General features: G+C 49.8%; 24 protein-coding genes, 1 rRNA gene and 1 other annotated feature. All 25 genes read right to left on the reverse strand.

Going from position 1 to position 23744, the window contains the following annotated elements; all coding sequences use genetic code 11:
• Positions 1 to 319: ribosomal RNA gene (locus KJS57_RS19755) — 16S ribosomal RNA — on the reverse strand; the annotation flags it as partial.
• Positions 320 to 669: 350 nt separating this feature from the next.
• A complete protein-coding gene (locus KJS57_RS26540; protein WP_244861637.1) occupies positions 670 to 2535 on the reverse strand; it encodes a LysM peptidoglycan-binding domain-containing protein in 1866 nt (621 codons plus the stop codon).
• Between the two features lie 184 nt (positions 2536 to 2719).
• Positions 2720 to 3598 (reverse strand): branched-chain-amino-acid transaminase, encoded by an 879-nt coding sequence (gene ilvE / locus KJS57_RS19765; RefSeq protein ID WP_213656085.1) that lies wholly within the window; start codon positions 3596 to 3598, stop codon positions 2720 to 2722.
• Positions 3598 to 4491, reverse strand: a complete 894-nt coding sequence (gene pheA, locus KJS57_RS19770; RefSeq protein ID WP_213656086.1) for a prephenate dehydratase — start codon at positions 4489 to 4491, stop codon at positions 3598 to 3600. Before pheA ends, ilvE begins: the two co-directional genes overlap by 1 nt.
• Entirely contained in the window at positions 4488 to 5456 is a 969-nt protein-coding gene (thrB, locus tag KJS57_RS19775) for a homoserine kinase (RefSeq protein WP_213656087.1), read from the reverse strand. The genes pheA and thrB overlap by 4 nt, the downstream gene beginning before the upstream one ends.
• Positions 5457 to 5567: 111 nt before the next feature.
• Positions 5568 to 6854, reverse strand: coding sequence for a homoserine dehydrogenase (locus tag KJS57_RS19780; protein ID WP_211023213.1), 1287 nt, complete (start codon positions 6852 to 6854; stop codon positions 5568 to 5570).
• Between the two features lie 43 nt (positions 6855 to 6897).
• Positions 6898 to 7335 (reverse strand): ACT domain-containing protein, encoded by a 438-nt coding sequence (locus KJS57_RS19785; protein ID WP_211023215.1) that lies wholly within the window; start codon positions 7333 to 7335, stop codon positions 6898 to 6900.
• 172 nt (positions 7336 to 7507) lie between these two features.
• Positions 7508 to 8821: a GTPase ObgE gene (gene obgE / locus KJS57_RS19790; protein WP_213656088.1), complete on the reverse strand. Its 1314-nt coding sequence runs from the start codon at positions 8819 to 8821 to the stop codon at positions 7508 to 7510.
• 14 nt (positions 8822 to 8835) lie between these two features.
• On the reverse strand, positions 8836 to 9579 hold the full coding sequence (locus KJS57_RS19795; RefSeq protein ID WP_211023219.1) for a Spo0B domain-containing protein: 744 nt from the start codon (positions 9577 to 9579) through the stop codon (positions 8836 to 8838).
• A 215-nt stretch (positions 9580 to 9794) separates the two neighbouring features.
• Positions 9795 to 10106 carry a 50S ribosomal protein L27 gene (gene rpmA, locus KJS57_RS19800; protein WP_044481732.1) on the reverse strand — a complete coding sequence of 104 codons (312 nt, stop codon included), beginning with the start codon at positions 10104 to 10106 and terminating at the stop codon, positions 9795 to 9797.
• 19 nt (positions 10107 to 10125) lie between these two features.
• The gene (locus tag KJS57_RS19805) at positions 10126 to 10458 is read right to left on the reverse strand and encodes a ribosomal-processing cysteine protease Prp (protein WP_211023221.1); all 333 of its coding nucleotides are present in this window, start codon (positions 10456 to 10458) and stop codon (positions 10126 to 10128) included.
• A 13-nt stretch (positions 10459 to 10471) separates the two neighbouring features.
• Positions 10472 to 10783, reverse strand: a complete 312-nt coding sequence (gene rplU / locus KJS57_RS19810; RefSeq protein WP_044481735.1) for a 50S ribosomal protein L21 — start codon at positions 10781 to 10783, stop codon at positions 10472 to 10474.
• A 13-nt stretch (positions 10784 to 10796) separates the two neighbouring features.
• Positions 10797 to 10884: a sequence feature (ribosomal protein L21 leader region), on the reverse strand.
• Between the two features lie 56 nt (positions 10885 to 10940).
• On the reverse strand, positions 10941 to 12134 hold the full coding sequence (locus tag KJS57_RS19815) for an Rne/Rng family ribonuclease (RefSeq protein WP_213656089.1): 1194 nt from the start codon (positions 12132 to 12134) through the stop codon (positions 10941 to 10943).
• A 66-nt stretch (positions 12135 to 12200) separates the two neighbouring features.
• Positions 12201 to 13058: a M50 family metallopeptidase gene (locus KJS57_RS19820; protein WP_213656090.1), complete on the reverse strand. Its 858-nt coding sequence runs from the start codon at positions 13056 to 13058 to the stop codon at positions 12201 to 12203.
• Positions 13051 to 13950, reverse strand: a complete 900-nt coding sequence (locus KJS57_RS19825; RefSeq protein ID WP_211023227.1) for a M23 family metallopeptidase — start codon at positions 13948 to 13950, stop codon at positions 13051 to 13053. Before KJS57_RS19825 ends, KJS57_RS19820 begins: the two co-directional genes overlap by 8 nt.
• A gap of 99 nt (positions 13951 to 14049) precedes the next feature.
• Positions 14050 to 15198, reverse strand: coding sequence for an FtsW/RodA/SpoVE family cell cycle protein (locus tag KJS57_RS19830; protein ID WP_211023229.1), 1149 nt, complete (start codon positions 15196 to 15198; stop codon positions 14050 to 14052).
• 6 nt (positions 15199 to 15204) lie between these two features.
• The gene (gene minD, locus KJS57_RS19835) at positions 15205 to 15999 is read right to left on the reverse strand and encodes a septum site-determining protein MinD (RefSeq protein ID WP_211023231.1); all 795 of its coding nucleotides are present in this window, start codon (positions 15997 to 15999) and stop codon (positions 15205 to 15207) included.
• Between the two features lie 3 nt (positions 16000 to 16002).
• Positions 16003 to 16665: a septum site-determining protein MinC gene (gene minC, locus KJS57_RS19840; RefSeq protein ID WP_213656091.1), complete on the reverse strand. Its 663-nt coding sequence runs from the start codon at positions 16663 to 16665 to the stop codon at positions 16003 to 16005.
• Positions 16666 to 16740: 75 nt separating this feature from the next.
• Positions 16741 to 17271, reverse strand: coding sequence for a rod shape-determining protein MreD (gene mreD, locus KJS57_RS19845; protein ID WP_213656092.1), 531 nt, complete (start codon positions 17269 to 17271; stop codon positions 16741 to 16743).
• Complete coding sequence (mreC, locus tag KJS57_RS19850) at positions 17268 to 18146, reverse strand: rod shape-determining protein MreC (RefSeq protein ID WP_211023238.1); 879 nt, start codon at positions 18144 to 18146, stop codon at positions 17268 to 17270. Before mreC ends, mreD begins: the two co-directional genes overlap by 4 nt.
• 138 nt (positions 18147 to 18284) lie before the next feature.
• Positions 18285 to 19319, reverse strand: a complete 1035-nt coding sequence (locus KJS57_RS19855) for a rod shape-determining protein (RefSeq protein ID WP_211023240.1) — start codon at positions 19317 to 19319, stop codon at positions 18285 to 18287.
• A gap of 38 nt (positions 19320 to 19357) precedes the next feature.
• A complete protein-coding gene (gene radC, locus KJS57_RS19860; protein WP_211023242.1) occupies positions 19358 to 20050 on the reverse strand; it encodes a RadC family protein in 693 nt (230 codons plus the stop codon).
• An 87-nt stretch (positions 20051 to 20137) separates the two neighbouring features.
• On the reverse strand, positions 20138 to 20740 hold the full coding sequence (locus tag KJS57_RS19865) for a Maf family protein (protein ID WP_211023244.1): 603 nt from the start codon (positions 20738 to 20740) through the stop codon (positions 20138 to 20140).
• 230 nt (positions 20741 to 20970) lie between these two features.
• Positions 20971 to 22215 carry an SPOR domain-containing protein gene (locus tag KJS57_RS19870; protein WP_244861638.1) on the reverse strand — a complete coding sequence of 415 codons (1245 nt, stop codon included), beginning with the start codon at positions 22213 to 22215 and terminating at the stop codon, positions 20971 to 20973.
• A gap of 147 nt (positions 22216 to 22362) precedes the next feature.
• Positions 22363 to 23739 (reverse strand): UDP-N-acetylmuramate--L-alanine ligase, encoded by a 1377-nt coding sequence (gene murC, locus KJS57_RS19875; RefSeq protein WP_213656093.1) that lies wholly within the window; start codon positions 23737 to 23739, stop codon positions 22363 to 22365.
• Positions 23740 to 23744: the final 5 nt, after the last annotated feature.

Genomic DNA, 23744 nt, shown 5'->3' on the forward strand with positions numbered 1-23744 from the left:
CGTTCACCCTCTCAGGTCGGCTACGCATCGTCGCCTTGGTGAGCCGTTACCCCACCAACTAGCTAATGCGCCGCAGGCCCATCCGTAAGTGACAGATTGCTCCGTCTTTCATTATTCCACCATGCGATGAAATAAATTATCCGGTATTAGCTACCGTTTCCGGTAGTTATCCCAGTCTTACGGGCAGGTTGCCTACGTGTTACTCACCCGTCCGCCGCTAACTATCAGGAGTGCAAGCACTCCATCAAGTCCGCTCGACTTGCATGTATTAGGCACGCCGCCAGCGTTCGTCCTGAGCCAGGATCAAACTCTCCAATAAAGTGTTTGACTTGCTAATTTTGAAACTGACGAGAAAAACTAATTTCTCTATTTAATACTCACTCGTTGTTCAGTTTTCAAAGATCAACTTCGCTTTCGTTCGTCGCTGCGTTTCAGCGGCGACTTAAATAATATATCATGTTCTAGCGAAGAAAGCAAGCACTTTTTTGGAGAAGTTTTTCACTCTATCAATTTTTAAGCTAGCTTTCTTTTCCGGTAAAAGAGTTAGGCTCTCACCGGGATACTTACTATATCATAAATCTTTTAACGCCTCAAGCAATTTAATAGCTGAAATTAATGGAAGAACAACATAAAAAAAGCGGAGTCGCAAAACTCCGCTTTTTTCACTAACTATTCCTTAATCCACGGGTTCCGATTTTCAGAGCTGTTTCTAGCTCGCCCTGTTGCTTGGCGTTCTTTTTTTTCCGAGCTCCCTGAGGAAGATCCTGATCTCTTCTTGTTTGTTTTCCCCGAAACGGCACTCCCCGATACTTTTACATCTTTTTTCCCTTTTGTTTTAACCTTAGATTGGACTTCGGCAACATTCTCCGAGCCTTCTAAGCTCTGTTGATCAACCGTTCCCGTCAACTCAGTGGCTACGGTATTCCGGTCAAACAATACTGGTTCAGGAACGCCGAAGCCGCCCAGAGGAGCCATAGGTACATTCGGTTGAACCGGAATACCCGCTACTCCCGGCATTCCAGACATTCCGGCCATTCCTGGCATTTCAGACATTCCCGGCATTTCAAACATCCCTGGCATCCCAGACATCCCCTGCATTCCGGACATTCCTGGCATTCCGGGAGCAACTTGCTCTCCCATAACTCCATACGGTTCCTGATAAGCAGGCGCATATCCATAGGGGTTCATGGCATTTGGATGCATAGCGTTTGGATGCATAGCATTTGGATGCATAGCGTTAGGATGCATAGCATTTGGATGCATAGCGTTAGGATGCATAGCATTAGGGTGCATAGCGTTAGGATGCATAGCATTAGGATGCATAGCATTAGGGTGCATGGCGTTAGGGTGCATTGCATTAGGATACATCATTTCATGATGATAATCCTGTATAGGCATTGCTTGCGGTCCGCAACAGGTGGATGGTCCGTATGGAATCGGCCAGCCGTAGCCCTGCTGATGATGCATACCGCCATACATCTCATTTGGATGTACGGAATGATGCGGATAATTCTCGCCCATTAACGGATGCTGCCACGGTGATTCGTAATGTTTGTTATCCATTAGATGCTCCGGGCATGGCTCCATGGAATATCCCGTTACAGGCGCTTGATGGAACGGAGCGTTTGAAATTCCCGGATACTCGCCTCCAAAGGAGTGTTGCATTTGCATCCCCATTACCTGCTCCTGAGGCATTTGTGGAAAATCATAATATGAGGACACCATCTCGGCATGCATTGGATACTGATAAAACAAATTTTCGTTCTCCATTTTTGGCCCCTTATCCGAACACCCGCATGGAGAGGAAGTATGAGCAGGAGCAATATAAACGGGTTGTTCTACCTGATAATGATAAGGAGAAGGGAGGACCGGATATTCTTGTTTAGGCGGGCAAGGCTCTTCTGCTTTAATATGCTCGATCTTAATGTTCTCATATTGAATCGGTTCATAAGTAATATGCTCTACATCGATTTCTACTTGGATCGGAACAGGAACGGGTGCTGGCTTCGGCGGCTCCACATTCTCAGGTGCCGGGGCCGGTAATGGCACCGGGGCCGGAGCAGGAGCAGGAATCGGCTTAGTTTGTTCAGGTTTCTGCCCTCCCGCTATAGGCGCCGTATTTTTCTTTCCGGTTGGCCCGGACACAATCGGCGCCTGATTGGCATTGTTTTCATTTGCGGGAGGATCCGACGGCGCGTTCTGTCCTTGGGTCGGAATATTGACGACTTCTCCAACCTTAAGCACATTGGGATCGCTCAATTGAGGGTTGGCTTGAATCAGGGACTGCAGCGGAAGCCCCCAGGCTTTAGCCAGCTTCCATAAAGAATCTCCCTGTTTGACTGTATGCTTGTAAACATTGGCTCCTTCGCCATCAACCGGAACAGCGGACGACGGAATCTTTACCTTGTCGCCTAGATTGAGTTGATCCGGATTAACGATTTGCGGATTGGCCTCAATCAGCTTTTGCAAAGGCACCTGATACTTTTTTGAGAGATCAAATAAAGTGTCGCCCTTTTTAACAATGTGGATTTTCACGCGTTAAAGACCTCCTAGAATTCTTCTCCGGTACGCGACTCTCCCGCCCGGGGCCCAATTAATACATCCTATGCAGGAGCCCATGTTTTTGACATCCCCGCACAATAAAAAAATCCTATCCGTCTCTTCCGAAACGAACAGGATTTTGATTCAAAATTCTAAGAATACGCGCCTTGCTATGCAATTACCACACTTTTAAGCCGTCTTTGTCAACGATGCTACGGAACTCTTCAAGCAGCTTCAACGTGATCGGGCCTGCATGGCCTTCGCCGATAATCCGGCCGTCTACCTCGCGTACCGCAATTACTTCGGCCGCCGTGCCCGTCAGGAAAACTTCATCCGCTACATAGACATCATGAAGCGTGAATGGCTCCTCTTTGATTTTGAGGCCTTTATTGTTGCAAATTTCGATGATCGCCTGGCGAGTAATCCCGTCAAGAGCTCCCAAGTAGCAAGGAGGCGTAGTGATCACACCGTTTTTTATGACAAAAATATTATCCCCGGAACCCTCAGTAACGTAGCCTTGAGCATTCAGCATGATCGCCTCGCCCGCTCCCGACAGATTCGACTGGATTTTCACAAGAATATTGTTCAAATAGTTCAGGGATTTGATCTTCGGATTCAAGGCATCCGGGAGATTCCGTTTAGTGGAGACGGATACGGTCTTAAGCCCGGTTTTGTAAGCTTCCTCCGAGTAAATCGCGAGTTGCTCCACAATAATAACGACCGAAGCCTTCGGACAACGGTTCGGGTCGAGTCCCAAATTACCCATCCCGCGCGATACGACCAGGCGGATATATCCATCGCGCAGTTCGTTGCGGCGCAGCGTTTCAACAAGAGCCTCCTCCATTTCCTGAAAGGTCAGCGGAATGTTGAGCATGATCGATTTTGCCGAGTCATACAGACGGTCCAAGTGTTCTTTGCATTTGAAAATATTGCCGTTGTAGATACGGATACCTTCAAATATCCCGTCACCGTATAAAAAACCGTGGTCGAATACCGAAACTTTTGCATTTTCCTTGGTTACGAATTGTCCGTCTAAATAGATCCATTGTTCTGCCATTATTTCTGCACCTCCGATTTTAATCCTTCATAAGTGTAACTGGGATAACTGCCCAGAATCCGTACCTGGCAGCCCAAAGCCTCAATTTCCCCGATCGCGGACGGAAGAAGCACCGAATCCATCGGAGCAAGCACATCCATATAAAAGTAATAATTACCCAGCCGTTTTTTGGTAGGCCGGGATTCGATTCGCGACAAGTTCAGTTTCCGCCAGGCAAACGCCGAGAGAACCTGATGAAGCGCGCCCGGAAAATCCTCGGGCAAGGTAACGAGAATGCTGGTCTTGGCCTCGGAAGGCCTAGAACCGATTTGCAAAGGCGACGGCCCGATCAACGCAAACCGGGTATAGTTATTGTCGTGGTCCGTAACCTTTTCCGCAAGAATATCAAGTCCGTGATGTTTGGCTCCTAAGGTGGTCCCTACCGCCGTCCAGCCGGATCCGGGATGCTGCTTTACCAGCTCCACGGCCTCGGAGGTACTTCCTACATGCTCCAGCTCCGCATGAGGCATGCGGGACCGGATAAACTGCAGGCACTGCGCCATGGCCACCGGATGAGAGAGAACCTTCTTAACTTTCAAAAAGTCGATGCCTTCACCCGAAGAAGCTTCAAATTCGTTGCGATTGCCGACCAGATTTTGAATCGACGGATATACCCATTCGACCTGCATCGGAATGTCGACCTCATGGACAAGCCAGTCCATATGCAAACTGACCGAGCCTTCAATCGTATTTTCCATCGGAATCACGCTGTAATCGCTGATGCCGTTTGCGGCAGCCAAGAAAACATCCGAAATTTGCTTATAATGTAGCAGTTCCACCGGTTCGTCTCCGAACAAGTGAAGCACCGCCTCGTGGGATACCGATCCTGCCGGTAGCAATGCTATTCGTTTCATGCTTTTACTTCCCCTTTAATCATATCCAGTAATGAAGAGCCTTTAATAATAGTAAGCTCGGTAACGCCATGTGTGCAAGGTTTTAACCAAAGCGTCCTTGCCGTAATCCCTTCGTTCCCTAGCACACCCAACAAAAAGCTTCTAAGCTCTTCACCCTGATTATCCGTCCGGTCAACCAGTGCCAGCAACGTAGGGCCGGCGCCGCTGAGGGCTGTTCCAAGCGCTCCATGCTCGGTCGCTTCCTCCAGAATGCGTCCCATTCCCGGGACGAGCGAGGCCCGATAAGGCTGATGCAGCCGATCCCGCATCGCATCCTTGATCAAATCCAACCGGCCCATGGTTAAAGCGGCGGTCAGCAAGGAAGCGCGGCTTATGTTATAGACGGCGTCGCTCATGCCAATTTGCTTGGGTAATACCTCTCTGGCTTTCGAAGTGGACAGCTGAAAATCCGGAATGGCTACCAGCACATCAAGCTGTTCCGGTGGTTCAATCCGCAACGCTTCTGCGTGCGCCCCGTCCCAAACAGCCGTGATGATTCCTCCGTATAGCGAAGCCCCCACATTGTCCGGATGATGTTCAAGTGCCGTAGCCATATTGAATAGTCGGCCAAGGCTCAGCGGCGAACCGATCAGCAAATTGGCGGCATACAGGGCGCCCACGATAGCCGAAGCGCTGCTTCCAAGCCCGCGGGTCAAAGGAATATCGGAATACATCGTAATTTCAAGCTCAGGAAGCGATACTCCCGCTTCATCAAACACGGATTGGGCTACTTTATAAAGCAAATTGCTCTTGTCCGTCGGCAGTCCATCCAGATTCTCGCCATGCAGGTGAAAAACGGTGGCTTCCGCCGGTTTCATTTCGATCCATGCATAGAGGGTGAGCGCCATGCCGAGAGTATCGAAACCCGGCCCCAAATTGGCCGTGCTTGCCGGGACTTTTACCCGGACCCCTTCATTCCGGATCATAGCGCACCTCCCCTCCATATTCTATACAAGTTTGTGTCATGCACATGCCGTTCATAAGATGAAACTCCTTTTATGAATATGGGATACTTATTTATATAAAATTCAGGTTTACTAGCCTTCTACGCGATATACGCTCTTAACCCGACGAATCACATCCAGGGTTTCGAAATGGTTCAGTACTTGATCCATACTAGCCTTGCTGGCGTTATGGGTAACAATCATAATTTCAGCGTCAGGAGTATCCACATTAGGCGACTGGACTACCGATTCCAGACTTACTTCGTATTCAGCGAACACCTGTGTAATCTGAGCCAACACCCCGGCTTTATCAGATACCTGAAGCAGAAGGAAGTTTTTAAATGAGATCTGATCGTCATTTTTCAATTTTTTTGGTTTGTAAGGCACAATAGCTTTCAGACCGTTAACGCCCAGCTTCAGGTTCTTAACGACCGCGACCAGATCGGCAACGACGGAAGTGGCCGTCGGCATTTCGCCGGCCCCGGCTCCGTAGAACATCGTCTCGCCTACCGCTTCGCCATATACGTATACCGCATTAAACACTCCGTTCACCGCCGCAATCGGATGGCTCTTCTTCACCATGGTCGGCTGTACGGCGATACTGAACTCGTCATCCTGACGATCCGCGATCCCGAGCAATTTCATCTCATAACCGAGACGTTTTGCATACTGGATGTCTTCTTTGCTAACGGACGAAATTCCGCGAACCTGTACGTCCTGCAATTCAACATTGGTCCGGAACCCGAGCGTTCCGAGAATGGCCATTTTGCGGGCCGCATCAAGTCCTTCGACATCGGAAGTAGGATCCGCCTCAGCATAGCCAAGCTCCTGGGCTTCAGCAAGGACGTCTTCATAGGAAGCACCTTCCTGGCTCATCTTGGACAGGATATAATTCGTCGTCCCGTTGACAATACCCATGATTTTCATGATCCGATCCGAAGAGAAACCTTCAATCAAAGTACGTATGATCGGGATGCCGCCTGCCACGCTCGCTTCATAGAACACATCGCATTGCTTCTCCAGCGCTTTGGCCAAAATTTCAGATCCGTACAACGCCATCAGATCCTTATTGGCCGTAACGATGTGCTTTCCCCGGTCAAGGGCTTCCAGAATGTATTCTTTAGTGCCGGCAATGCCGCCCATTACTTCCACAATAACGTCGATTTCGGGATCGCGGATGACCTCCCAAGGATCTTCCGTCAACTTGCTTCGCTCTATTTCAATGTTCCGCTTCTTATCCAGACTCTTAACCGCTATTTTCTCAATGACGATCGGGGACCCGACTTGACTGCTCAAGTCCTCCTGATGTCCTTCAACAATCCGTACGACACCGGTTCCCACCGTGCCCAATCCAAGCAATCCTACTTTAACGGGTTTCACTTTCTGACCCCTCCCTTGTAATAAGTGGTAAAGAACGAATGACTTATCCCTGACCGACGATCTGCGTTTTTCTGACGCCGGGGGTGGTTTGAAGCAATTCCATCAAGGCATCCAATTCTTCCGTCAATCTGGAGGTTTCCACGGAAATAACCACATTGGCTCTGCCTTGAAGCGGTATGCTCTGATTGATCGTCAGAACATTTCCTCCCGAGCCGGCAATTAACGACAGCACTTTAGACAAAATACCCGAAGTGTGCTCCAGGTCAAAGGAGATAGTAACAATGCTGTCCCGCTCAATCTCATTTAATAGATGAATGCCATCTTTGTATTTATAAAAGGCACTTCGGCTCAATCCTACCTGGGCGACCGCTTCATGCACGGTTTTTACATCTCCGACAGCAAGAAGCTGCTTAACTTGCAACGTCTTGATGACAGCCTCAGGCAAAATATCCTCGCGGACCAGATAATAACGTTCCTTCACAAACGTCCTCCCCTTAGAGACTTATGTTTTCGTATAGTGGACATTATAACGGAAAGCTTCCCATGAGGCAATCCACATTTGTGTAATAGGCGCTATTTATAAGAAAAACGGATACTATATCCTGCTCTAGGATAGTATCCGTTTCATGGTGTACATGGACCTGCATTGCATCTTAATAATAGTAGCTGCTGCCTTCAACAAATTCAAATTCAAAATCGCCGATGCGGACCAAGGTTCCGTCTTTAGCGCCCCGGTTCCGCAGCTCCTCGTCCACACCCATATGGCGCATAGTCCGGGCCAATTTTAAGATCGCGTCATGGGTATGAAGCTGCATACGCTTCATCATCCGCTCGATCTTAGGACTCTCGACGATAAACATCTCGTTCTCTCTCCGGATCGTGAAGCTGTTGTCTTCCGTTTTATCCAGTTTGTAAATTTTCCGTTCGCTGAGCTCCGTAACCTCTTCGATAGCTGGTGCTTCCGGAATTTCATCCAACATATCGGCAGCCCGGTAAAGCAGTTCTTGCACGCCTTGGCGGGTCAACGAAGAAATAGGGAGAATCTCCAGGTCCGGACGGATTTCCTTCACTTGTTCGCGGAACTTCTCCAGATTCTCCTCCGCTTCGGGCATATCCATTTTATTGGCGGCCACGATTTGTGGACGGCTCTCTAAATCGGCATTATAGAGCTTAAGCTCATCATTGATCTTCATCCAGTCGTCAAAAGGATCCCGCCCTTCGGAACCGGCCATATCAACGACATGAATAATGATCCGGGTGCGCTCCACATGACGCAAAAATTCATGTCCAAGCCCAACACCTTCATGAGCTCCTTCAATAAGCCCCGGGAGGTCGGCCATGACGAAACTGCGGCCTTCACTGACATCTACGACACCGAGATTCGGCGTAATTGTTGTAAAATGATAGGCTCCGATTTTCGGTTTGGCTGCCGATACGACGGACAGCAGCGTCGATTTGCCGACGCTCGGGAAACCGACCAGCCCGACATCCGCCATCACCTTCAGCTCAAGCACAATCCAGCGTTCCTGACCTTCCTCGCCATGCTCGGCCAATTCAGGGGCCGGATTGTTCGGCGTAGCGAAGCGAATGTTTCCGCGTCCTCCGCGTCCTCCTCTTGCCACGACGATTTGCTGGCCGTGATGCGTCATATCCGCCAACACTTCCTGCGTGTCGTCATCAATAAGGACCGTACCCGGAGGAATGCGTACTACCATACTTTCCGCATTAGCGCCGTGCTGGCTCTTGTTGCGTCCCTTTTCCCCGCGTTCCGCCTTGAAGTGACGTTGGTACCGGAAATCCATCAACGTTCTGAGGCCCTCGTCGACCCGGAATATGACGTCGCCGCCTTTGCCCCCGTCGCCGCCGGCCGGTCCGCCATCAGGCACATACTTCTCTCTGCGGAAAGCAACGATTCCGTCTCCGCCATCTCCGCCTTTAACATATATCTTTGCTTTATCTACAAACATGCATTCACCTCATTCTAGTTTGCGCAAGCTACGCGGAGTCTTAAGGATTCGGGTCTCGAATCGATCTGCTCCGCCAGCACTCTTTTGCCGGTATTCCATTCATTCAGGTGGCGTTTTAATATCTCTATATTGTCCAACGTATGATCTTGCCGTTCAAACATGGCCAGCACTTCGCCGCCTTCCCGGCAAATGGACAATTTAAGCTGCAAGACCTCTCCCCAGGAGGAACGTCCCGTAAACTGATATGCCCGGATCGTCGAAATAATCGCTTCCGTGAATTGTTCCGCATCCTCTGCAGTCAACAGGTCACCGAGTTGGAGGTCGTCCTGTATGCAAACTTCAAGCTGGACCGAACCGTTCATTTCCCGAAACGAGTGGAGGTAAAAAACAAGCGAAGGAATACCTAACCTGGAAATTTTACTGTCCGCTGCCATCCGTTCCTTTATTCTTTCCACACAGCCCGCCAGTTTATCATACTTGCCCAGCTGGATATATCCGTATAAAATTTGCAGATCGTTCATCCAGTCATGGCGATGATGGCCAAGGGTCGCTGCAGCCGTCCGTTGAACGGATTCGAGCAGTTGCTTTCGCTCGTTTTCCGCCTGTCTGTTTACATACTTTACATACCCGAAAAATAGGAACAACAGGCATAAGCCGATAAGAGTATAGCCAGCCGGTGAATGAAAATAATACATAAGAACCAGACAAGCAATGGATAGCGCAGCCACGATCGCCGACGCCGTGAACCGATGTTTCATGAGTTACCCCGTTCCTCTAAACAGATTGGGCGAACCTTCCACCCTGACATCATTACCCAGTATATCACAAACCTTGTCCGAATAACGTTCCAAAATATATACTTTCTGCTTCACCCTGCGAAACAATTTCGGCTTATCATTCCATCATGTCAAAAAGAAAGCCCCCGGCATTCACATGCCGAGGGCTTTCGAAAGTTATAACCGAAGCGAAGCTCTTAAGCTTCTACTGCAGCCGCTACAGGAGCGGTTTCCACTGGGTAGACGCTCACTTTTTTACGGTCGCGACCCCAACGTTCGAATTTCACGACGCCATCCACTTTTGCAAACAGCGTGTCGTCTTTACCGATTCCCACGTTGGTACCCGGATGAATTTTCGTGCCGCGTTGGCGAACAAGAATGCTTCCGCCGGTAACGGTTTGACCGTCTGCACGTTTAACGCCAAGGCGTTTCGCAATACTGTCACGTCCGTTCTTCGTGGAGCCTACGCCCTTCTTCGAAGCGAACAACTGAAGATCCAATTTCAACATTGTCCATCTACCTCCTTTTTCAAATAATAACGTCTTTTATTTTAATATACGATCCGTATGAGCCTTCGATACTCTGAAGCATAACGACCATGGATAAGAGCAGCAATTGCACCTGTTCAGCCGCTTTCGGAGCAACATCTCCGGGAAGTTTTGCGTTTAGAAAGCCGTTTTTCATTTCGGCATCCATCACGGTTCCCGTCAGTGCCTCGATAGAATTCACCGTACCAACAGTAACGGCGGATACACCGGCACATACGATATCCTGTCCTGATTCGGCGTAGCCAGCATGACCTGACACTTCAAACCCTGTTATGTCGTTATCCCTGCCGCGCAGAATGGAGACGATAATCATCTACCGCACCTACTTACGCTTGGATTTTCTCGATGGTCACTTTCGTGTAAGGTTGACGATGACCTTGTTTTTTGTGGTAGTTCTTCTTAGGCTTGTATTTGTAAACGACAACTTTTTGGCCTTTGCCGTGTTTTTCGACTTTCGCCGTTACACTTGCGCCGGATACCAATGGAGCTCCCGTTACCAAACCTTCACCTTTAGATACTGCCAACACGCGATCGAACGTCACGCTTGCGCCATCTTCAGCGTTCAATTTCTCGATGTAAAGAACATCGCCTTCTTGAACACGGTATTGTTTACCGCCAGTTTCGATAATTGCGTACATTTGCTTGCACCTCCTCATGTCTCAGACTCGCCTGATTTAGGTGCCGTTGTCCTTAAGAACAAACGGACTTTCTAACCCGATCGGAGCGGTTACAGCATGTGTACAAGGCTAACTCATAACACATACCTTAATATACTACCATGGGTTCATTAAGAAATCAATCATCACCTAAAAAAATAGGTTGCTCCCTCATTCTTTTCCGGGTCATTTCCAGCAATCCAAGCTTGGTCCAGCCTAATATATGATGCTGTGTCCGATCCCCGTTCAGCGAAGCTTCCAACGTATCGCACACGGCCGTACGATGATGCTCGCTGCTCATATCAATGAAATCGACAATGATAATTCCGCCGGTATCCCGGAGCCGGACCAGCCTCGCAATTTCCCGGGCCGCCTCCACATTCGTCCGAAATACGGTATCTTCCAAATTGTCTCCGCCGGTAAATTTCCCGGTATTCACATCGATCACCGTCAAAGCTTCCGTCGTGTCCCAAACCAGATACCCGCCTCCGGGCAGCCACACTTTGCGCTGAAAATCCTTATCCAGTTGCTGCTTGATTCCGTAGTAATCAAATAGAGGAATATCGGCCTTGTAAATTCGGACATTCGGTTGTTTACCTTGCAGCATTGCCGCCAAAAAAGCAGTCGCCTCTCCGGCTTGTTCCGGGCAATCCATGATCAGCTCATCCGTTGCCGGGCTATACACATCCCGCATCAGCCGTTGAACCATGCTAAGATCATGATGTAAAGCGGCAGGGGCGGAAGCTTGTTCACCTTTAAGCAAAATCGTTCCCCATTGCTCTCTTAACTGGGCAAGATCCTCCGCGACCGCTTCTTTCTCCGCATATTCGGCAACCGTCCGCAGGATAAGCCCTTCTTCAGGCGTACGCAGCTCCTCCCCGATCTCTCTGAGACGGGAACGTTCTTCCTCTTGCCCGATTTTCTTGGATACGGCAACATACCCGGCTGACGGCATATAAACAAGCCAACGACCGGGTAGCGAATAGTGCGTCGTTACGCGCGCCCCTTTGTTTCCGATTGCTTCTTTAACTACCTGCAGAATTAATTCCTGTCCCGGCTTAAGCAAGTCCGAAATCGGAGGCTTTTGCTTAGGCTGTTTCTCCAAATGAGGATGCAATAAATCATCGATATATAGGAATGCATTCTTCTTCTGGCCGATATCAACGAAAGCAGCCTGCATACCGGGTATCACATTCATGACTTTTCCTTTAAAAAAACTGCCTACCAGTCCTCTTTTTTGAGAACGCTCCGCTGCATATTCCACCAATTTTCCTTCTTCAAGCAGCGCCATCTGGGTGGAATCAGGGCCGCAGTGAACAATCAACTGTTTCATTGACCTCACCCTCACTCTTACGTTCTATCCAAGCCGTCTTCTTCATTATAACATGGCCTCCCATAATCAAGCGCCGGGATCTCCCCGCAAATAAGAGGAAATTACCCGTTGCTCCGGCACCACAGCTACAATATTCCCTTGAGCATTCATAATATATATGAAATGATACTTTTCCCTTTTAAAGAGACGCAAAAGTCCGTCCAAAGGTTTCGCTTTGTCGGCAACAATCGGCTGTGCCAGACTCCCGGCCAATAGATGGCGGGCAAATTCATTCTCACGGTTAACGAGAAACCGCAAGAACCGGTACGGGATATTTCGATAATCCGTTATATTGGAATAAAGCAAAAACACGCCTACCAATAACAGGTTCATTTGCAGCGCCCCATAACCCAGCACCAGCGGAGCAACAGAATACACCGTCACAAACAAACTGAACAGGATGCTGATGCGAAGCGACCAAACCAGCGTGGAATGAAACGGAAGCCCCTTACTGCATAAGGCCTGGCAAACCTTTCCTCCGTCCAGCGGCAAAATCGGGAGCAAATTAAACAAGGCGATTAACAAGTTGCTTTCTACAAAATAAGAAAAAAACGGCCCCTCCCAAATGCCGGTGGCATGAAGAAGCCAGGAGATTCCAATCATCAGCAGGTTTTGCGCCGGTCCGGCCAGCGCAATGGCCACCTCACGTCCGGCAGTCAAATGTCCGGTATCCTCCATGACCGCAACGCCGCCAAAAGGGAGCATTTGTATGGACGATACGTGAATGCCGAATAGCCGGGCGCAAGCCACATGGCCGAGCTCGTGAACGAACACGATGGCAAACAAGGCGAGAAGCTCCAAAAAATGACCGGTAAAAATGGAAGCCAGCATAATTAGTATAAAAAAGGGATGAAAAGAGATATTGATGCCGCCCCACTTAATCAAAAGGAATCACATCCGCCGGATCAATATACCGATCATTTTTTTTCATCGCAAAATACAGGGTTGGAAATTCGTTCTCGCTCGGGGCTACGATTTTTCCAAGGACGTCGCCCCCCTCCACCCAATCGCCTTTGGCTACCGAGGGCTGTTCCAGATGTCCATAGACCGATACATACCCGTTCGCATGTTGAACCGTTACCGTCATTCCGGTTATGGCGTCACGGGCTACGCTGAGAATACGTCCCGTTTCTACGCTTTTAACCTGATCTCCGCCGCCCGAATCTCCCGTCGGGATAATCTCCACCCCTTTCAGGTTAAGGGCAAAAGGAGATGCCAATGTCCCTTCGATCGGAGTCACAAATCCGGTGACCGTCCCTACCTTTAAACCTTTCTCTTCATTGTGTTTAAAGATTGGAATAAAGGAAGGCGGCCCCCCAAAAGTACGCTCATACCAAGCCTCTGCGGCGCCAAAATCCATTTCCTGCGTAAGCGATTGGGCCACGAAGGCACGGACCGGAAGAGACCAGGCGGGCTCATACCGTTCAATTCCCCATAATGCAGCAAACAAAAGAGCGCTGATGATCATTCTCAGGAACAACATACTCCAAAATGAGGTCTTGTTGCCTCCGGAATAACCGCCGTCTCCCGAACCAGGCACATCGCTATCATTCCATCGGCCTTGCCCCCGTTTCCACAGGAGCTCGGGATCTGGCTCATCCACTTCTCTTGAAAATAGAGGCTTCGGCGCTTGCTTGTCTCCTCTGACCACTTCCGTATTTCCGGGCATTCCGTCCGCCGCGGGGGCATGTCCCGCTCCCGCTCCCGCCAAATCTCCGGCAGTCAACTGTCTGATGCGTTCTTCGCGGCGCTTTCGCACATTCGATTTCACATCCATTTCTCGCACCCTCCCGGTCACATCTCGTGATTTATATGTATGAGGGGCTTGACCGAAATATGAACCGCAAAAAAACCGATGCCCTTCGGCACCGGTTCTTTAATCCACTTTATACTTTTCCTGATGCAGCTTAATGCTGAATACCAATCCAATACAAAGCATATTGATCAGCAGCGAGGTCCCGCCATAACTAATAAACGGCAGCGTAATCCCCGTGATTGGCATTAATCCGATCATCATTCCGACGTTCTCGAAAATCTGGAACAAAAACATCGCGGCAATCCCGACGATCATATAGGCGCCTCGCTTGTCGATGCAATGCAAGGCAATGAGAATCATCCTGTAAATAAACAAGAAGTAGATGAGCAGCAGCAAGGCGGAGCCGAGAAAGCCGAATTCTTCACCGACCACCACAAAGATGGAATCCGAATAAGGATACGGGACGAACTTTTTATTTTTCAGTTCACCTTGCAAATAGCCGTCTCCCGTCAGCCCCCCGGAGCCGATTGCAATTTTGGCGTAACTGGACTGATGCTTATCATCGCTTGAAGCCTGGTCCGGATTAATGAACGTATTTATTCGCTGGTACCAGTGCAGCTTCTTATGCTGTTCCAAATAATCGTGAATCTGCACATTGTAAGTGTTGAAAATAGTAACAAAAGCAATTAAGGCAGCTATTACTACGGTTAGTCCGATGAGCACATGACTATACTTTGTATTGCCGATCCACAGCATCGCAACCAGGACGACCAGATAAATAATGGCGTTGCCCAAATCGGGTTGAATAAGCACCAAAATAAACGGAAGCAACGTCACTGCCGAGATGGGGATAATGTCCCGGCGAAAGCGCAGTTGCTGTCCGTTTCGCTGACCCAGCAAGTAAGCCGTAGTCAGAATCAGTATGATCTTGACGAGTTCGGCAGGTTGAAACTGCAGTCCACCCGGAATCATGAACCAACTGCGCGCTCCATTAATTTCCGGGGCAAACAAGAACACCAGGACAAGCAGGAAGCAGCCTCCCCCGTAAATATACCAGCTATATTTCAAAAGTGTCCTGTAATCAACCAAGGCCATAGCGAATACCACGATAAATCCCACGATATAGAATCCCAGCGTTTTCAAATCGTAAGCCCTGAATTGGGTTTCATACGGAGCAATGGCGCTTCGGACCAGCAGCGTGCTGAACACCATAAATACAAGGAGGATGCCCACCATTGGCCAGTCCACTTTTTTCAGTTTGAAAAACAAGTAATATCAACCCATTCCGAAAAACTTTTTGAAGCGCGTAAACATGCCCTTTTTCTGATCCAGCAGCATCAGGGGAACCGTATCGCCCAAAATCCGGCGGGCAATGTTGCGGTAAGCGATTGCCGCTCTCGAATCGGGGTTCATTACCGTCGGCTCACCGGAATTGGCCGCTTTGATTACAGACTCGTCATCCGGCACGATACCGATCAAGTCGATATTCAGCACCTGAAGGATATCCTCAATTTCGAGCATGTCGCCGGATTTGACCATATTTGCCCTGATCCGGTTTACGATCAATTTTGGCGAAGAGATATGGGAGCTCTCAAGCAGCCCGATAATCCGGTCCGCGTCCCGCACGGCCGCATGCTCCGGCGTAGTCACGACGATAGCCTGATCGGCACCGGCAATAGCGTTTTTGAAGCCCTGTTCAATCCCGGCAGGGCAGTCGATAATCACGTATTCATGATCTTTTTTCAATTCAAGAATGATGTCCTTGACCTGTTCAGCGGTCACCGCGTGTTTGTCCTTAGTTTGCGCAGCGGGCAGCATGTAAAGCTCATCGAATCGCTTGTCCTTCACCAGAGCCTGGTTTAAACGACAGCGTCCTTCAGCCACATCGATCAAATCATAAATGATCCGGTTCTCCAGTCCCATAACTACGTCCAGATTGCGCAGTCCGATATCCGTATCCACCAGACACACCTTTTTGCCAAGCAGCGCAAGCGCTGTACCGATATTGGCCGAAGTGGTCGTTTTGCCCACACCGCCCTTACCGGATGTGACAACGATAGCTTCTCCCATAGATTACACCCCTTTAAACGCGATAAAATCCGGTCTCATCCGGAGGATATTGCTAATTTTGTCTATCTGCATCTTCCCGTCACTTAAAAAAGCAAATTCCATACTAGTCTCCCGGTTCTCCCATTCATCCGGAGGCCGGCTGATAACCTCGGCAATTCTAAGCTGGGTAGGCGCCAAATAAGAGGCCGCAATTACCGCCTCTTCATTGCCCTCCAAGCCGGCATGCGCCATTCCTCTCAATGATCCGAGAATAAAAATATCTCCCGTACAGGCGATCGTTCCGCCCGGATTCACGTCTCCCAGGAACATCAGGTTCCCTTCATGATGGAGCACTTGCCCGGAGCGGACGATTCCGCACATCGTAGTCAATGATTTGAGAGGATCGGCAGCAGGCTCCGAATCCGGCATTTCCACGGAGCGAATCAGCAGGTTTCCCTTTTGCCTCAGGATATCCAGGATCGACTCTTTCTGGTCGTCGCTTACGATCCGCGTCCCCAGCTTTACGTCAACATGTATGATCGGACCGGTTAAAATATTTTGATGGCTATGTTCCAATTTATAACGCAACTCTTCCAGCAAAGTTCCGAGTTCACACTTGTCGTCCAGCAGGAAAACCAGGCCATCCTTGATGCCTTTGATTGTAACGTGATTGGGTTTTACTGTCATAAGCCTGTCCCTCCTCCCTAATCAATTCGAGCAGAAGGCGGAAAGTTCCTGCTTCTCCCGGGCAAAAGTCGGAAATCAAGCCTTGTCTTCGACTGAACGACGCCTGGTAATGATTTCTAGCTGTCGGCGAAGCGGTACATAAATGATCAACGCGAACACAAACTGCACGAACACATTCGGAATAATATGATTCATCAAAGCCCAGGCATACGGCTCGTGAACAAGTCCGAACAAGGAATAAGTACCGAACAATATCGAATCAAGCAGTATACTTCCGGTCAAAACGATAATCATCATTAATGGAAGCGGAGCTTGACGCGTCTTGGACAGAAGCCCCAGTAGGTAGCAGGAGAATCCCATCGCGAACGAATAAGCGCCGATCATGGAACCATAGTATACAATATCCTGCAGCAAGCCGAAGCACAGTCCGAGCACCAGTCCGGTATGGCGATTCTCATATACGGAGAAAAATAAAATAGCGATATAAACCAGATGCGGGACGATGCGGGTCTCCCAGGAAGGCGGAATCAGCCAGGGGACGATGGTCCCCTCCACAATGAACAGAAGAAACAGCAGCAGAATCAGAATATATTTGCGTTTCCTCACTCTTTTTCAGCCTCCGGTGCAAAGACTACGAACAGCTCTTTCCAATCCGTAAAGCTCGCCGCCGGTTTAACCGTAGCCGTATAGGTCAATCCAAATTCGCCTACCTGGATATCCGTGACCTTGCCGATAATCATCCCGCGCGGAAATACCCCGCCGATTCCCGAGGATACGATAAGGTCACCCTCGGCAAGAGTCTTCTTGTCATCAATTCGGCTCATCAGGAAATTACCGCTGGTTTTGTCAAAGGACTCGATCACCCCGAAAATCTGATTCTCCTTACCTTGGGCCGTTACGGCAATCCCGTTTGAATTCGGATCTCTAGCATCCATGGTCGTTACCAGTTTCACCGTGGCGGTAAAATTGCTGACATGGCTGACGATCCCAACCAAACCTTCAGCGGAAGAGACGGCCATGCCTTCTTTGACGCCTTCCCGTCCACCGATGTTGAGCACGATCGTCCGATTGACAGGATCATCATTCACGCTAATGACATGTGCGATCTTCCAGGTGTAATCGTACATTTCCTTTTGAGCATTCGTAAATTTCAGGTCGTTCTTCAGGCGCTCGTTCTCCTGCTCAATCCAGTTATAGTAAGCCTTATCCCGCGTATAGTGGGACAGGGCGATTTTAAGCTGCTCATTCTCCTCCTGGAGCGCATGCAGTTCCGAGATATCTTCAAACAAGCCCGCTACGTAGCCAGCGGGCTTGTAAAACACGTATTGCACAAAGCCAACCGTGTCCTTGACAAACTTTTCCGGCCAGGACAATTTGGTTCTCGATCCGAGGGTGAAACCCATGACCGCAATGAAAAGGATGAGTCCCATCAGCAAAATAAACAGTCTTTTATTGCCAAGCAGCTTAAACAGTTTAAGCACCCTCCAACCTTACATATTTCTCCCTATCCCCTTAGCGGGGATTCTCCCGAATGATCAGAATGTTAAAAACCGAGAAAAACGGCTGTCCGTCCGCTGCCGGACGGGGCCGTTATCCAATGTGTGAAGCATTCTTCAATCTTAACGCTTGGAACGAAGCGCGGAGCTGCTCTTTGACTTAAACAAGTGAATGTTATCCAAGGCTCTGCCCGTGCCGATCGCTACGCAATCCAGCGGGTTCTCCGCAACGATAACGGGCATTCCCGTCTCGCCTGCAAGCAATTTGTCCAGATTGCGAAGCAGGGCTCCGCCGCCGGTCAATACGATTCCGCGGTCCATAATATCCGCGGCCAGCTCCGGAGGACATTTCTCCAAGGTGACTTTAACGGCATCCACAATAGCATTAACCGTATCGCTAAGCGCTTCGGAAATTTCGTCAGAAGTGATGGTGATCGTTTTCGGCAGTCCCGAAACAAGATCGCGGCCCCGAATTTCCATCGTTTCGACCTTTTCCAAAGCAAGCGCGGAACCGATATCCATTTTCAATTGTTCGGACGTTCTTTCGCCCACCATTAAATTATACTGCCGTTTAATGTACTGGATGATCGATTCATCCATTTCGTCGCCGGCAACCCGTACCGATTTACTCGTTACGATGCCTCCCAGAGAGATAACCGCAACCTCTGTCGTACCGCCGCCGATATCAACAACCATGCTTCCTGTCGGTTCCCAGACCGGCAAGTCAGCGCCGATTGCCGCTGCGAAAGGCTCCTCGATCGTATAAGCTTCACGAGCTCCGGCTTGTTTGGTCGCATCTTCTACCGCGCGTTGTTCAACGGCCGTGATGCCGGACGGAACGCAAACCATCACGTTAGGATGGCGCTGGAACAGCGAACGCTGCTTCTGTGCCTGGCGAATGAAATATTTGATCATTGTTGCCGTCGTATCAAAATCGGCGATAACCCCGTCCTTCATTGGACGAATGGCCCGGATATTGCCCGGAGTTCTCCCGATCATTTTTTTGGCCGACTCGCCGACCGCCACAATATTTTTAGTATCGGTATGAATGGCGACTACCGAAGGTTCTCTCACGATAATTCCTTTTCCACGGATATAAACCAGGGTATTTGCCGTCCCCAAATCGATTCCCAAATCTTTCGTAAAGCCACCTAACATGCTGTATCTCCCTTTCCTTCTGTATCTTATCTATTATATTACATCAAGCCTTGCTCCTTCAAACTGACGAATTTTCCGTCCCCGATGACAATGTGGTCCAACACGTCGATCCCAACAATATCTCCCGCCCGGCACAGCCGTTCCGTCATCCGGATATCCTCCGGACTAGGCGTCGGGTCCCCGCTGGGATGATTATGGGCGCAGACGACGGATGCGCTGCTGCACTTGATTGCGGCGCGAAACACTTCCCGCGGATGAACGATAGAAGCATTTAAACTTCCGATCGACAGGGTCTCCTGAGCAATGATATGATTTTTCGTATTTAAAAACAGACAAACAAAATGTTCCTTATGCAAATACCGGAGTTGTTCCATCAATAAATCCGCCGCATCATGCGGGCTGCGAATCGTCTGCGCTTCCGGCAGGCGCGTTCTGGCTAACCGTTGACCAAGCTCTATACCAGCCTTGATCTGCACCGCTTTAGCCGGTCCGATTCCTTTCATTTTCGTCAATTCATCTAGACTGAGATCCAAGATGCCCCGGATCCCTCCATTTTCCGCCAGTATCCGCTGAGCCATGTGAATCGCGGACTCCTGACGCGTCCCCGTCCGCAGCAAAATAGCAAGCAGTTCCGCCTGACTTAGCGCGCCTGCCCCATATTGCAGCATCCGTTCTCTGGGCCGTTCTTCATTAGGAATATCACGCAGCATATAAGTTGCAATTTCCAACATGATCCCTCGCTTCCGAATGGTTTTGGCAAAGCAACGCTTTGCGGGCAAAATACATTCCGGAAGGATATGCTTTATCTCTTCCTGATTCTAAAACACGGCAATTCCGAATGAAGCCAGCATCTCGGCCAGCAATGACAACGGTAATCCGACGACATTAAAATAACAGCCTTCGATCCCGGTCACGATCGTCGACCCAAGTCCTTGAATGCCGTAAGCTCCGGCTTTGTCCAGTCCTTCTCCGCTGGCAGCGTATGCTTCGATCTGCTCCTCGGTCAGCGCCTTCATCGTCACTACTGTCATTCTGTAATCCACCCGGGTCTCGCCGGTAAGGCTGTCTATACAGGCAACGCCGGTATAAACCTGGTGGCTCCTCCCCTGCAACGAAGAAATCATAGAGGCGGCCTCCTGCTTGTCCTTCGGCTTGCCCAGCACAACATGATCCCTGACAACAACCGTATCGCTACCGACGATGACGCCTTGACGATCCTGAGGATTCAAGCTCAGGTATACGGCGTCCGCCTTCCGTTTGGCAAGCTCTGTCACGATGATTTCCGGCGACCAGTCCTCCGGTGTCGTTTCATCGGCATGACTCGGCACAACTTCAAACGGAATATGTAAAGAAGATAACAGTTCGCGTCGGCGCGGGGATGTAGATGCAAGAATGATGCGGCGTGCTGCTGAGGATTCCAAGGGGCACTACTCTCCTTTAACGGTTCGGATTTCCAAAGAAAGCCTCTCTTCCTTCGGTTCCGTCTCTCACAGGGCTTAGATGGCGGAAAGATTCGACAACGATTTCACTGTCATCCTCGCCATTTTTTGACACCCCATTATTATAAGGTTTATTCAGCGGCAATACAAACACAAAAACGGTAAGGGGAAGTATTACCAATCCCTTACCGTTTTTTACCGAATTTCAGCGGTCAGCTTCCGGAACCCACTAGTTTTTGCTCAGCCAGAATAAAGCTCATAATCTCGTCCTGGACTTCCCAAAGCAATGTTTTGGCCCCTTTTTTGTTATATTCAGCCATAGCTTCTACAGCACTGTTCATCGCCTTTTCCATCTCACTGACCTCCGCCGCAAAGGTCTCCGGCTGCTGGCCGCGGATTGCGGCTGCGCTTTCTGTCCACAATTGATGACTCTGCCCAAGCTCCCCCAGCTCCTCGGCCGTTAGCATTTGAGGGGAAACTTCGACCAGACGCGATGCCGATAAGGAACTAAGCAATTCTATCAATTCGGCACTTTGGGCAAAATACCGTTCCAGCGATACCACGTCCCCGTTGAATACCACCTCGGCCGAAGTAGGCAGCGCGATTTCATGCAGGATGAGATTGACTCCGGCCGTCTTGAGCTGGCTGCTGAGTAATTTGGCTTGTTCACGATCAGGGGAAACACCGGCGTAAACCCGCTTTTCGTCAACGGTGTCCCTGGCCGCGGCAATCCCGGATTCCTGCAATTCCTTCTGCGCGAGCACCACTCCTTCAGCCGTGCTAAATACCCCATACTGAAGAAAATGGTAAGTTTGCTCCGGCAAAGCAATGTTTACCGGTACGGAGTTTACCGAGCCTGCGTTATCCTCTTCAATAATCTGACCGAAGACAGGGATATCCGTAACGGCTTCTCCTGCCGCCGTTTGATTAGGGACGGAAATCCCCGGGATGGGAACGGTCACTTCGCCATTGAACATGGAGAGGACTACAAATCCGAACAACGCCCCGGTAACGATGGCGCCTGTCAGTGACCCGGCAACCTTCCACCATGACGTACGGCGCGGGGCGTGATTACCGTAAGACGGAACGACCATTCCGTGAGTCCCGGTATAATCCGTAAACGGGTCTCCCCAATCCTCCGCCAGTTCAACGGCGCGATAGGTGGTTGGGTCCCGATCACTCCGCTCGTTATAAACAAAACCGGTATCATCCTCGGAGACAGGTTTCCTTGAGTATTCAGGCTCGGCTTCCAGTGTATGTGACGATGACGGTGACGGTGGCGTTGTGGGTACGACTTCTAAAGTGCGCTTTTGCTGAGATTGCCGTTCCACTGAAACATGCCGTTCCTGCGGGATTTGTTGTTCCTCCGGGGATTGGCGATCCTGTGAGATTTGGCGATTCTGCGAGGTTTCCCGCCCTTGATCGTCAAATCGGAAAGTCATTTTAGCGTTATTCACGTTCCGCACGCTCCTTGTCCATTCTTCTAAAAATACAATATGAATGGAGAGGAGCTTATATACCAGCCAAAAATAAAAGAGCAACCCCGATAGTATCGGGGTTGCTTAAGTTTCGTTTCTGATTATTACCGGCTATGTTTCCACCGTTCAGTCGGACAATTTTTGGGCGAGTTCATATCCAACTTTCCAAATATCGCCGGCCCCCATCGTCAATACCAAATCTCCCGGTTGAAGCCGACCCTCAAGATCCGCGATCACATCCTGCTTGGTCGACAGGTATCTGGCTCCCGCATTGCTGTTTTGCTTAATGAGTTCCACCAGTTTGGAAGAGCTCACCCCTTCAATTTGTTTCTCGCCTGCAGGCGAGTAAATGTCTGTGATGATTACTTCATCCGCTCCGCTGAACGCACGGCTGAATGCATCAAGCAAAAAGAAAGTGCGCGTATAACGCTGCGGTTGGAATACGGCGATGATCCGCTTGCCCGTTGCCTTCGCGGCGGCAATCGTTGCTTCAATCTCCGTCGGATGGTGCGCATAGTCGTCGATTACCAGAATCCCGCCACTTTCTCCAAGCACCTGAAACCGCCGTTTTGCTCCGTGGAACCTGATGATGGCAGCGGTGATTTCGGCAAAAGGAATGCCGGCCTCCAGACAAACAATGATCGTTGCCATCGCATTGTATACGTTATGTTTCCCCGGAACCGAGAGCTCGACCTTTCCGAGTTCCCGCTCGCCGTGCTTCATTATAAACGAGACTTGACGATCGCCAAGCTTAATTTGCTCGGCTGTATAATCGCAGGCCGAATCGATGCCATAAGTTATCGTTTGGCATTTTAAACTTGGCAGCAGCTCTATGATATTGGAATCATCCCCGCAGATCACGGCCTTGCCGTCCGCTTTGATCTGATTCAAAAACTGGACATAAGCTTCTTTCAAGCGACCGAAGTCGCCGCCGTAATTTTCAAGATGATCCGCTTCTATATTCGTAACGACTCCCAGTGAGGGATGATACTGCAAGAAGGATCCGTCACTTTCGTCCGCTTCGGCCACCACAAATTTCCCTTGTCCGGCTTTAGCGTTCGTTCCGATGTCCATGATCTCTCCGCCGATAATATAGGTCGGATCGGTTCCGCATTGTTCCATGACGAGTGCGATCATCGAAGAGGTCGTCGTCTTGCCGTGGGCTCCCGCAACCGCAACTCCCTGTCGTTCATTAAGCAGGCGTGCGAGCATCTGGGAACGGTGCAAAATCGGAATCCCCCGCTCCTCAGCTTCTACCCGTTCTACGTTATCTTTCGGAAGCGCGGTGGAATATACCACCAAGTCCGCTCCATGTACTTGCTCCGCGGTGTGGCCGATATAAATTTTGGCTCCCTTAGCCGCCAGTTTTTCAGTCAGTTCCTGGGCCGCCACATCCGATCCAGTTACGGTATAACCCATTTCAAGCATTACACGGGCGATGGCGCTCATGCCATATCCCCCGATACCGATAAAATGCACATGTTGTTCAGTCGTATTTAACAATTTAT

The organism is Paenibacillus vini, assembly GCF_018403325.1.
GTDB classification, from domain to species: Bacteria; Bacillota; Bacilli; order Paenibacillales; family Paenibacillaceae; genus Fontibacillus; species Fontibacillus vini.